The sequence below is a fragment of the Lysinibacillus sp. GJ-1 genome (assembly GCF_021166035.1).
Classification (GTDB): domain Bacteria; phylum Bacillota; class Bacilli; order Bacillales_A; family Planococcaceae; genus Lysinibacillus; species Lysinibacillus sphaericus.
Map to the genome: position 1 here is coordinate 585,492 of NZ_CP088912.1, position 12,837 is coordinate 598,328.

7 protein-coding genes are annotated in these 12,837 nt (G+C 37.1%); 5 read left to right on the forward strand and 2 right to left on the reverse strand.

What is annotated here, in order from left to right; genetic code table 11:
- The first annotated feature begins 36 nt into the window (after positions 1-36).
- Together LO754_RS02680 and LO754_RS02685 are read left to right on the forward strand one after the other, a co-directional pair.
- Entirely contained in the window at positions 37-1,392 is a 1,356-nt protein-coding gene (locus tag LO754_RS02680) for an MATE family efflux transporter (RefSeq protein WP_231785539.1), read from the forward strand.
- An 80-nt stretch (positions 1,393-1,472) separates the two neighbouring features.
- Positions 1,473-2,471 (forward strand): acyltransferase family protein, encoded by a 999-nt coding sequence (locus LO754_RS02685; RefSeq protein ID WP_231785540.1) that lies wholly within the window; start codon positions 1,473-1,475, stop codon positions 2,469-2,471.
- Positions 2,472-2,646: 175 nt separating this feature from the next.
- Here the strand turns inward: LO754_RS02685 and LO754_RS02690 are convergent, their stop codons facing one another.
- Positions 2,647-3,828: an alginate O-acetyltransferase AlgX-related protein gene (locus LO754_RS02690; RefSeq protein WP_231785541.1), complete on the reverse strand. Its 1,182-nt coding sequence runs from the start codon at positions 3,826-3,828 to the stop codon at positions 2,647-2,649.
- Positions 3,829-3,838: 10 nt separating this feature from the next.
- Complete coding sequence (locus LO754_RS02695) at positions 3,839-5,263, reverse strand: MBOAT family O-acyltransferase (protein WP_024362433.1); 1,425 nt, start codon at positions 5,261-5,263, stop codon at positions 3,839-3,841.
- A 580-nt stretch (positions 5,264-5,843) separates the two neighbouring features.
- Here LO754_RS02695 and LO754_RS02700 point away from each other — a divergent pair.
- The 3 genes from LO754_RS02700 (at position 5,844) to LO754_RS23655 (ending at position 12,741) form a co-directional block, all read left to right on the forward strand.
- Positions 5,844-8,897, forward strand: a complete 3,054-nt coding sequence (locus LO754_RS02700; RefSeq protein ID WP_231785542.1) for an S-layer homology domain-containing protein — start codon at positions 5,844-5,846, stop codon at positions 8,895-8,897.
- A 242-nt stretch (positions 8,898-9,139) separates the two neighbouring features.
- A complete protein-coding gene (locus tag LO754_RS02705; protein ID WP_231785543.1) occupies positions 9,140-10,633 on the forward strand; it encodes an S-layer homology domain-containing protein in 1,494 nt (497 codons plus the stop codon).
- Positions 10,634-10,845: 212 nt separating this feature from the next.
- Entirely contained in the window at positions 10,846-12,741 is a 1,896-nt protein-coding gene (locus LO754_RS23655; RefSeq protein ID WP_038509405.1) for a glycosyltransferase, read from the forward strand.
- Positions 12,742-12,837: the final 96 nt, after the last annotated feature.

Consider the following 12,837-nt stretch of genomic DNA (forward strand, 5'->3'; position numbering starts at 1 on the left):
TTGACATGATATTGTTTGTGTTGGAGGGGATGCTAGATGAAGTCCAATAACTTCGACAACTATTCAATCAGTAAATTAATTGCAACGTTCTCACTTCCTGCAATCTTGTCCTTAATTCTTGAAATGATGACTTCCGTAGTGGATACGTCTTTTGCAGGGCATATAGGTAGCCAAAGTGAAAGTGCCTTATCTGCCATGGGCTTATTATCGCCGATTCTTGCTGCTTTTGTAGCACTGCAGACGCTCTTTGCCACGTCAACGGCAATCATGATTTCAAAGTATTTAGGTAGTGGCGATCAACTTCAATTAAATAAGTATTTTCAGAGTGGGTTTGTGATGACGTGTGTTGTTAGCTTTGTTACATCTGGTACTACATGGATTTTGATGGAGCCACTTTTAACTATGTTGGGTGCTAAAGGTGAAGTATGGAAGCTTGCCAAAGATTATTTAACTATTATTCTACTTAGTAATATTTTGAGTGCTATTGGTTATACATTGACGAGCGTTATTCGAGCATTTGGTTATCCAAAAGTAGAGGCAATTATTATTACCATTGCAGTGGTGATTAATATTGTGTGCAATGCTATTTTAACTTTCGGTTTACAATTAGGCGTTGTTGGTATTGCTTTAGGCACTTTCATTAGTGAGTTAGTATGCGCTATTATTTCCATTGTTTATTTGGTGAAACGTCATATCTGGTTTTTAGCGAGCAAGGTATCTTTAGGAGAACATGGATGGCTGTCCTTTCAAATGTTGAAAATTGGTTTTGCCCAAACGGCCATACAATTATTAGCCGGTGTTTCTGCATTTATAGTAAACCATCAGCTCATATCAATAGGAAGCCATAGTCAAATAGCGATTTGGAATATAGCCAACAAGATGTATATGCTTGTATTAATGCCGATTATTGGTATCACGCAGGCAGTTCAAACAATTCTTGCTTATTTTGAGGGTAAGGGAGAATTATTGAAAAAAAATAAAACTGTAAAAAAGACAATGTTGTATGCGATTATTTATGGTATTGGTATTACTATAGCTATGTATATGTTCAGTAATGTGATTTTGTATTTGTTTACTTCTGATGAAACGATGTTAACATCAACACAACATGTGATAAAGGTCATTTTTCTAACATTTCCGCTATTGGGTATTACCTATACAATTATGACTGTATTGCAGGTTACAGGTAAAGAAATTTATGCCGTAATCCTTGGTCTAATCAGACAGGTTATCGTAATTGTGCCGCTCGTTCTGCTTTTACCGACTTTTTTTCGTAAAGAAAATTTGTTCGATATTAGTCCTGCTTTCTCCATATTTTTGTCAATTCCACTTGCTGATATTGCGACACTTAGCATCGCTATTTTATTTTATAGAAAAATACTAAAAAAATAGCTACCAACTAGTGCCATTGCATTATCTGATAAACTATGACATGCTTAATAGAGAGAGTATAGTACTAGGAGAATGTTGTAGTGATTAAAGAGTGGGATTTCCTACGTGTAGTGGCATGCCTATCCATTTTACTATTACATACATCATCCTGGGTAATTTTGGAGGTTGGTGTAGAACCCGAGCAACAGGTTTATCTGTTTTTGCGGATTGCGCTTTGCTATGCAACGCCGACGTTTATTGTGTTATCGATTATCATATTGTCAAATCGTTATCGTGAACGGCTGCCAATTTATTTTTGGTCGAGTCGTCTTCAATATATTTTAGTGCCTTTTTTAGTGTGGGCTTTTGTCGATGCATTATTGGTGGAGTCAATTTATCGTAAAGGTTTGTTATGGGACAAGTATTTCTATAATGTAGTTTATGGAGAGTTTGTGGGCTGGTTTGTTGTAGTTATTTTCCAGTTATATGTAGTATTTGCGTTGATGAAGCGTTTTAAATGGTCGATTACGTGGTTTCTACCGCTCAGTGTGCTGATTACGCTAGTACATCATGCGGTCATTGCCTTGCCTTATCCAATTTTTGAGGATCATGCGAATGTGCTACGCTTGCTGTTTACAGGATGGCTTGGTTATTTTGCAGTTGCCTATGCGATGGGAGTCTCATATGAGAGACTAGCTGCATTGGCGAAGAAGTACCGAGGTGCAACGGTTGTTTTCGTTGTACTTGCTGTACTGTTTTTGATGATTCGTATGTTACTTGGCTATACTGAGGTGCATTCGAGGCGTCTCGATATAGTCCCACTTGTCTTTAGTGTTGTGCTTTGTGTTATTGCTTGGGGGCAGTCATTGCCAGCTACGAAGTTGGTTCGTATTATTAGTCAATATGCGTTTATGATTTACCTTATCCATTGGGAAGTGCTACGTCTATCGACAAGCTGGTTTGTGGCACATTTTGATAGCACATTGACGCGTGTTTCCATGCTTATGCTGTGGACACTTGTTGTTTGCATTGGGCTGACGAAACTATTGTCATTCCTACCGTTTAGTCAATGGATTGTGGGAAAGTTGAAAAAACGTTAAAAAGCAGTGATCTCTAACTAGATAGAAATCACTGCTTTTGTAATTGTTTTGCGAATCGCGGGTAAATCGAAGTAAATCGCGGGTAAACCGGAGCGAATCGCGGGTAAATCAGAGTAAACCGCGGGTAACCCCAAGCAAATCGCGGGTACCTCGTTATCACGTGATTGACCGATAGTTACTCGGGCATCAGTTTTAAATTGCGATCATTATAGGCAAGAATGACATAGTCCGGTTGCATGTTTTGTAAGTAAGGAATAATATCTTTTTCTAAATAACGTAAGTCTAAAATGGTCACAGTTTTAAAGTGACTTGCTACATGAAATTGAATGGTGTTAAAGTATGAATCTTTAATGACGACGAGATGTTTGTCGCTGTCATAGTTTTGGTTGACGATTGTAAGTTCAGCAAAGTCGCGGCTGTAGGCATCCGCATAGTTCACTATGGCGTCAGGACTCATCTGTTTCGCCCGACCGTACACTGCGTCGTACGGTGCAGTGACGCCACCTTCAATTGTACCGTCGTAGATTGTAAACTGTGTTGCAAACGATGCAGGTTCGTTATAGCAAATTTGTTCATTATTCTCGACGGTCATATAGAGTATTTTATTCCATGAGCCGGCGAACTTATTTGGTAAACAAAATGTATTGGCTTCTTCAAAAGGAATGGTTGCTATTGTTTCACCCAGTCGTTTGTTTAGTGTATGGATAAGCGCTTCGTAGCCTGAATAGGCACCGCGAATTGTCCAGTGATGATCTGTTTTAAAGAAGTTGCGCTCGGCAGAAAAGTTTTCTTGCATTTCATCATAGAGACGAATATTGTCTACGCCTGCAGCGGTAACAAGTTCGTGCAGTTTTACATTGTTTGCAATACCAGCATCTTCTGGCATATAGCGTGGGCTTGGCTCACGTGAATAAGTCGCCTTTGCTGGTAGGGAGTAAAATGTAAATGGTATATGCTTTTCGGCTAGACCTTCGCTTAAGCGTTGTAAATCAGAGGCAAAAGCAGCTAGCTCTTCTTCGGGTTTTACTGCGGCCGGCTTCGAAATAATCCAGCCAGTTTTATTATCAACAGCGTACTTATCATTTAAATACGTTTTGCCCACAACACGTTGAAAGTTTACATAATTGCGCATCCATGTATCACGTGCAGGAAACTGGTCAGAAATATACGACTCTACTTGCTTGGACCATGTCCCTGTTAAAATTTCCTTAGCGCTTGGCGTAATGTTGGCAGATTCTAATGGTAGGTTTTCCATTTCTGATTGCGGACGATCCACCGTTAATACATGCACGACGAAGCCACCGAAAATAATGCAAAAAAATGTAATTGGTAATAGATACGTTTGAATTTTTCGCATGATGTCCCACCTAAAATCTAAAGTAAATGAATGGATTATGTGTTGCGTTTACTAAAAACATCGTAATAAATAACAAAAGTGCACCATAGTAAACGGTTTGTGTAATGCGCAGACCCCAGTCAAATGATAGGGAAGCGGCTGCCTTTTGTTCACTCCATGTTTGGTAAAGCTTATAAATCGGCATGGCAAAAATAATAGCGATGACAAAGTAAAGCGCATAATCTTTTGTCAGTAAAATCGTTTCATAATTGTACAGTGCGGCATCGGAAAGCCCAAACATCGTTTTGATAAATGAAAATGCATATGTAAAATCATTTGCTCTAAAGAACACCCAGCCAATCATTACGATCATTAATATATACATATGTCGGACGATACGTGGAATGCGTGCCAACCATTTCAACAGCACCCATTTTTCCAAGCAAATTAAGATACCATAGTAAAAGCCCCATGCCATAAAGGTCCAACTTGCCCCGTGCCAAAAACCAGTAAGTGTCCACACAACAAGTAAGTTACGATATAGTTTCCATTCATGGCTAACACGACTACCACCAAGTGGGAAGTAGACATAATCTCTAAACCAACTGCTAAGTGAGATATGCCAGCGTCGCCAAAAGTCTGTAACAGATTGTGCTATATATGGATAGTTAAAGTTTTCTTCAAATTTAAAGCCGAAAATTCGTGCTAACCCAATTGCCATATCACTATAGCCTGAGAAGTCAAAATAAATTTGCAGGGAGTACGCTAAAATCCCAATCCAGGCAGTCCCCGTTGTTAAATCCCCACCTGATAAGCTAAAGACATGATCGGCAACTTCGCCCATCGGATTGGCTATCAGTACTTTTTTCGCCAGCCCTTGTACAAAGCGACGCGACCCAATCATCCAATCTTCTGCTGTCGCAATACGTTTCTTAATTTGTTCAGCTACCGTTTGATAACGAACGATAGGGCCTGCAACGAGTTGCGGAAATAATGTAATGAACAGTGATAAATCTAAAAAATTGCGCTGTGCCTTTACGTCCTTACGATAGACATCGATTACATAACTAAGTGCTTGGAACGTGTAAAATGAAATACCGATTGGCAGCGGTACAGCCTGCCATTCAATAGGTTGCGACAAATAATTATTGACAATATCCACGAAAAAGCCAGCATATTTGTAATAGCCTAAGATGGCTAAGTTGCTAACAATGACTAACCAAAGCAATGTTTTGCGCTTGGACTGGGAAGCGGTGTTTTCAATAACGATACCGAGCACATAATTGAGTACGATGGACAGCATCATGAGAAGCACATATTTCGGCTCACCCCAAGCGTAAAAGAACAAACTTGCCAACAGTAAAATCGTATTGCGTAGCATCTTCGGAGAAATGAAGTACACAACAATCACTAATGGCAAAAAGACATATAAAAAAATAAGACTACTAAATACCATTTCTGTCAATTCCCCATCTCTGTAAAAAATAAAACTTCGTGAATCGCTGACTAGCAGTATGAAACGCCACAAAGCTTGAGCAAATCGCCACAAACTCCGAACGAAACGCCACAAAACCCGAGATAATCGTCACAAAACCGAGTTTTACCACTATTAGAAGTCTAGTAATACCCATTTACTTTAATAGCTATCGCTAGATTCTGGTTTCCATAAAATATTAATCCATTTTTCCAAGGGAATTAATGAATAAATTACCTATATTATTGTAACTTAAATTCACGATTTGTTCACTATTCCTTTAAGTGAGATATTTGGCTTACTTAAAAATTATTGGAAGGGAAAAAGTCTCAATATCTATGGGTAAAATGGTATATTTTTCGAACAAAAGAAACGTTAGTATGCCAAAATTCGGATGGAAAACAAATTATAAATAAACTAATAAATGTATTTGTAACCAATTAAGATAAACTATTACCACATCCTTCATTCCAAATATTGCACATAGAAATGTATGTTCTACTTCTTTTATAATAGAAACGTAGTCACAAAAGTGGCTAATTTATCTAGGAGGTTTTTGCACATGAAACAAAAATATAGTAAATGGGTTGTCGGCGCAGCATCAGCAGCTCTAGTAGCATCAGCAATCGTACCAGTAGCTAGCGCAGCAAGCTTTTCTGATATTGAAAATAGTGATCACAAGGACGCAATCTTAGCATTAGCGGACGCTAAAATCGTAGGAGGTTACACTGACGGTACATTCAAACCAAATGCAGTAGTAACACGCGGTAACGTAACAAAATTCTTAGGTAAATGGTTAGTATCTGAAGGTTATGAAGTGCCAGCTGACTATGCAACAAAAGCTCGTTTCACTGACCTACCAACTACAGCTCCAGACCAAGAATTACTACAATATGCAGCACTTGTTAAAGATGCTGGCGTATTCAAAGGTTCTAACGACCAATTAATGTACACTAAAAACATGTCTCGTGAACAAATGGCAGTAGTATTAGTACGTGCTATCAACACTGTTTACGGTGTAGACTTAGTTGCAGATTACAAAGAATCTGACTTCAAATCTACAATCACTGACTTAGATAACGCTACAGCTAACGAAAACCGTGAAGCAATTATCGCGTTAGAATATGCTGGTCTTACAAACGTTAAAGCGTTCAACCCTAAAAACACTTTAACTCGTGGTCAATTCGCATCATTCTTAAACCGTACAATCACGAACATTGCAGAAGCTCCTTTAACTGTAAAAGAAGCTAAAGTTGTTGACGCAACTACATTAGAAGTAACTCTTTCTGATGATACAAAACATACTGTAAAATTAGAAACTGCACTTCCAGAAAACAAAGAAACTAAAGTAGACTTCGAAATCGAAGGCAAAGCTTATTCAGCTGTAGTTACATATGAAGTAGCTGAAGTTAAATTAGAATCTGTAAAAGCTGTTAACGCTAAAACAATCGAAGTAAAATTCAACAAAGCAGTAGAAGATACTTCTAAAGCTACAATTGAATTATTACGCGGTACATTCAAGCAAAACGTAACTCTTACTTGGGCTGCTGACAAAAAATCAGTTCAATTAGTAGGCGCTACAAACTTCCAAGCTGCAGATTACACTGTAAACATCTCTGGTTTAACTGAAAAAGTATTAACAAGCGACGTTAAAATCGAAGCTCAAAAAGTTACTTCTATCGAAATCTTAGACGAAGTAGCAGTAGTTGATACAGCTATCCAATCTAACGGTACTTTCGCTGCAGGTACAACTGCAACTGTTGGTTACGTAGTGAAAGACCAATACGGTACAGATATTACAAAAACAACTTCTTTAAAAACAAATGATACTGCTAACACAACTGTTGTAGCTGATGCTGCTAAAGGTGTAGTTAAATTATCAGGCGCTGTTGTAGAAGGTAAAAAAATCGGCGATTTAGTACCAGTTGTATTATTTGATACTGCTACAGGTACTTCAGTTTCTAAAACTGTGAAATTATCTGCTGAATCTACAGTTTCTTCTATTGAAGTAGCGGGTGTTTACAACGCTAAAGGTGAAGAAGTAGTTTTAAATGATAACTCTAAAGCTTCTGAAGCATTCATCGTATTAAACCTTAAAGACCAATACGGTAAAGAAATTACAGATGCTGCTAAAGCAAGTGGTTTAGTAATTACAAACACTAACACTACAAACTTAACAATCGATAACAAAGTAACAAAAGTAAAAATTGGCGAAAAAGATAAATTAGTAGTTGCTTTATCATCAATCTTAAAAGCTGGTGATACTGATGTATTATTAATTTCAACAACTAAAGGCCAATCTGCAAAATACACTGTGAAAGTGGCAGAAACTACTACAACTAACGCAATCTCTGTTTCTCAACCAGAAATCGCAGTTGCTAACGAAGCTACATTAATTCCTTTAACAGTTACTGATAAAGAAGGCAATGTTATCACTAACAAAAAAATCTTAGCTGATGCTAACAAAGGTATTAAAGTTGGCGGCACACCAGTTGCTGAATCTGCTCTTGAAGTAAAAGACGGTCAAGTATACTACAAAACAACATTTGGAGCAGCTGGAACACAAGCATTAGTATTCCAAACTTCAACATTCAAAGTTGCTACTATCACTGTAGATGTTAAAGCTGCAGCAGTACCAACTGTAGTTCGCGGACTTAAAAACCCATTAGTAATTTCAACTGCTCAAGCACCAGTGACAATTACTGCAAAAGATCACTTAATCATTGAAGACCAATACGGTCGTGAAATGAAAAACTCTGCAGCTCCTGTAACAGTTACATTAGTTGGTACTTCTGATGTAGTATCAGTAAGTGCAAACCAAGTTACACCACTTAAAAATGGTACTGCAACATTAAACGTTGCTCTAGTAACGCCAAATGGCACAATTGATTCTGCTGTAGAAGTAAAAGTACAAGTAACTGATGGTACAGAATACAAAGGTTACGAAATTGCTGAAATCGGTAAAACAAAAGTAGCAACTGACAAAAAAATCACTGTTAACGGTTTATTAAACGGTGGTAAAGTTGCACTTGAGCCAAACGAATATACAGCAACAGTAACTGGCGGTAAATTAACTGCGCCACAAGCTGTAACTGCAGGTAAAGTAAATATCGCTGACACAGCTTTAAACACTGATACAACTCCAGCAGCAAACAAAATTGATACAGAATTCACTTTAAAAGTAACAATTAATGCAACTGGTGAAGTATTAGAACAAAAATTCGTTGTTTCAGCTGACGCTGAAAAAACACAAGATTTCTTCTTTACAGCATCAACAGTATCAGTAGATTTAGCTGATTACAACGTAGCGAAAGCTATTACAGAAGCTACATTAGCATCTGGTGCAACTGTAGCAAACTTAAAAACTACAGGAGATGCTCCAGTAGTAGTAAACGTTGCAACTGTTGACCAATATGGTAACAAAGAAATCAAAGCACTTGCAGCAGAAACAGTTACAATCGTACCTGAAAAAGTTACTGATGTAACAATTGCTGGTAACGGTACTGCAGCTGCAACAGCTACATTAAAAGCTGGCGTTACAGAAGCTAAAGTAACTTTAAAAATTAAAGTTGGTAACGCAACAAAAGAACTTAAAGCAACAATTGTAACTCCTTAATAAAACGAAGTGTTACTTTATACACTAGTTTACTAGTGTTATAACTAGCCTTGTGATTAGATGAAATCTTTTGATTCATCCTAGTCACAAGGCTTTTTTAATGGAAAAAACAGAGGGTATGAATACATTTGACTTTGCTACAATGCTATAAACTACATAACTATAGAAGAATATGAAACTTTTAGTATTATTTCCATGTGTTATCATAGTATGATAGGGAAAAGACGTAGGGGGTCGAGTGAATGAAACGAAATAAATTATTTCAAGGTGCAATCGTTGCGGCTTTAGCTACAAGTGCCATTGTAGTAGTGCCGACAGCGCACGCAGCTGAAGGATTTAGCGATGTGGATATGACGAAAGAATATGGAACTGCGGTGAAAGATTTAGCTACCCGCGGGATTATTAATGGTTATGCAGATGGTACATTTAAACCGTTTGCAGATGTCACACGTGGACAAGTAGCCAAAATTTTAGCAAATTTATTGGCTTTAGATACGCAAAATGTAATAGACCCTCAATTTACCGATGTTAAGCAAAGTGATGAATACTACGGCGCAATTGCGGCATTAGCAAATGAGGGAATTGCGACAGGCTTTGCCAATGGTAGCTTTGGTGTCAATCAAGCCATCACACGTGAGCAATTAGCGAGCATGTTAACATCTGCCTTCCAATTAAGTAATAATACTGAAGATTGGACACTGCCGTTTACGGATATTGTAAAATACTCTGATGCGTATTATGCAGTAGGTCCATTGTTTGAACACAATATTACAAAGGGTATTACACCTACAACATTCGGTTTAAAAGAAACAGTCAAACGTTCACAACTTGCATTATTTATTCATCGTATAGAGGCGATACAAGCAAATCGCGTTGTCCAAAGTTTCGCTGCGCGTGATTTTGGAGCTACTCAATTGGAAGCCTATTCTTATGATAATATAGCGGCTGATGGGGAGCATGAATTTTTCAAAATTCATCAAACAACGAATGGTTTGACGGTAGAGGCATTGCGTGAAGGATCTGGCCACTTTATGTTAGTAAGCTACAATATTGATAAAGAAGAAAACTATGAGATAATTGACACGCAAAAATATAAAGTGGTTGTTACAGAAGTGGATGGCAAGCTTCAACTTGATTGCCAACAAACAGATGAAATTACACCGGGTTCAGCATTACTTTTCGAAGAGGATTTAGGCTTTAATCCGTCTCATATTCAGCTAACAACTGCAAATGGTCATGAAGTAAGTGACAAAGTCTACGTCTATCAACCATTCAATTTTGATGGTTGGGAGCCAGAAAGCATTCCAAAAGGCGGCAATTATGAATTGAAGTTATTGCAGGCAGGTGACTACATTGCAACATTGTCGGATGATAAAGGACAATCTGTACGTGTAGGTATTCATGCTGAAACAGATGGTTATGAAATGTATACTTCAGCAGCAGTTGAAGTCAGCAGTGTTTTCATTCCGAAGAGTGAAATAGGCTTTACTGTGAAAGATGTTCACGTAGAGCAATTTACAGGAGCATTGTATGATCACAAAATTGTTGATGTGGAAAATGCTGCTGATGGTGTAACAGTTAAAAAAGTTGGCAAAGGTGAAACCATTTTTGCCATTCGCCTAAACGGTACGAATGGTGAAAAGCTATTTGTCCAAGGAATGATGTATGAAGTAAGTGGAATAACGACGATGTATTACGAATTAGCGACACAACAAGATATGGAAAATGCGTGGTAATTCACCGATAGAACATCGTGATACGAAAAAGTGAAATTGACAATTGTCAATTTCACTTTTTTCGTTAGTTGAAGTATATATTAACGGTTTGTCACAAATTAAATGCATGATGAATAATGATAGTACGAGGAAGTTCCTACTTGGCTCTAAATTGAAGACATGGATGGTATGTTGTATGATTTCCTGAAAATATCCAAATGAAGGAGAACTGCATGAAACCTCGTATATTAATTGCTAGTCCTGTACGACAAAAACCTTTAATTTTAGATTATTTTTTGTTTTCACTTCAGTCGTTAAACAAAGACGAGCATAAAGTGGATTTTTTATTTATTGATGATAATGATGACCAACAATCAACGGAACTTTTAACGTTATTTCAATCACAAAATGAAGGTGTAAAAATTATTAAAAATAACCAGCAAAATGAACTTTATAGGAAGGATGAACACACACATTATTGGACCGACTCGCTAATTGAAAAAGTAGGGAAAATGAAAGATAGGATTATTGAACATGCAATTCAATTACAATATGATGGTTTGCTACTGATAGATTCTGATTTAATGTTGTATCCGAATACACTTCAAAACTTATGGAATGCGCAAAAAGACATTATCTCTAATATTTTCTGGACTGAGTGGAACAAAAATGAAGTAGCACTACCTCAAGTGTGGATGATGGATGAATATACATTATACGAGATTAATAATGGCGAAAAATTAGAACCAATCGATATTGCCAATAGAACGTCCGCTTTTATCAATAAATTAAAAGTACCAGGCATCTATGAAGTAGGGGGGCTAGGTGCTTGCACATTAATAAGTAGAAAAGCACTTTTAAAGGGTGTTCGTTTTAAACAGCTAAAAAATTTATCGTTTTGGGGAGAAGATCGACATTTTTGCATAAGGGCTTCCGCTTTGGAATTACCGTTATTTGTTGATACTCGTTTGCCTGCTTTTCATATTTATCGAGAGTCAGACCTACTAGGTGCGGAAAAATTTAAAAATGAAATCATTATTGGAAAAAAGCAACAAGCGACTGTTAGCTTATGTATGATCGTCAAAAATGAAGAACAAGTTTTAGCGCGTTGTTTATCTTCTGTTCAAGGACTTGTGGATGAAATAATTATTGTAGATACTGGCTCCTCCGATAAAACGAAAGAAATTGCCAAGCAATACACAAGTCTTATTTATGATTTTGAATGGATAGATGATTTTTCACAAGCTCGCAATTTTTCATTTAGCAAAGCCACCAAGGATTATATTTTATGGTTAGATGCAGATGATATTATAGAAGAGAGGGAAAGAATACATTTTCTAAACTTACTAGAAGAACTAACGAATAAAGAAGTGGATAGTGTGATGATGGATTATCATTTAGCCTTTGATGAGAATGGCAATCCAACATATAGCCTTAAAAGAAATAGAGTAGTAAAACGTTCTTGCGATTTTAAATGGGTTGGGGCAGTACATGAATATTTAGCTGTCCAAGGGAATGTTATACAGCGTAATATAGCCATTACACATCGTAAAGAAAAAGCCTATACAGACCGTAATTTGAAAATTTATAAGCGCAGGGAAGCGCAACAAGAGCAATTTACGGCACGGGATTTGTTTTATTATGGAAATGAATTAAAAGATCATGCATTGTACAAAGAAGCCATTGATAAATATCAACAATTTTTAGCGACAAAACAAGGGTGGATTGAGGATGAAATTGCAGCTTGTATAAAAATAGCAGATTGTTATGAAATGCTGAATGATGCTGATAGACAGTTGCATTTTTTATTAAAAACTTTCGCTTATAGCACGCCTCGCCCAGAATGTTGTTGTCGTTTAGGTGCAAAATTTTTGGCAGATTCACAATACGAACAAGCTATTTATTGGTATGAACAAGCAATCAGTATGAAGAACAAACCAAAACAGGGGAATTTAATTGAACATATCGCTTGGACATGGCTACCATATATTCAATTAGCTGTTTGTTACGACCGTCTGGGACAATATGACATAGCGAATAATTACAATGAACAAGCATTACAATACGATCCAACAAATAAACTTATATTAGATAATCAGCAATATTTTAAAAACAGATTAAAGGATTAAAACGATGGAGTAGAAATGTAACAAGGCACTCCTATAGCGGACATAACGATATAGCAAAAAAGTGTTAGATTGACCTGCGTCAATCTAACACTTTTC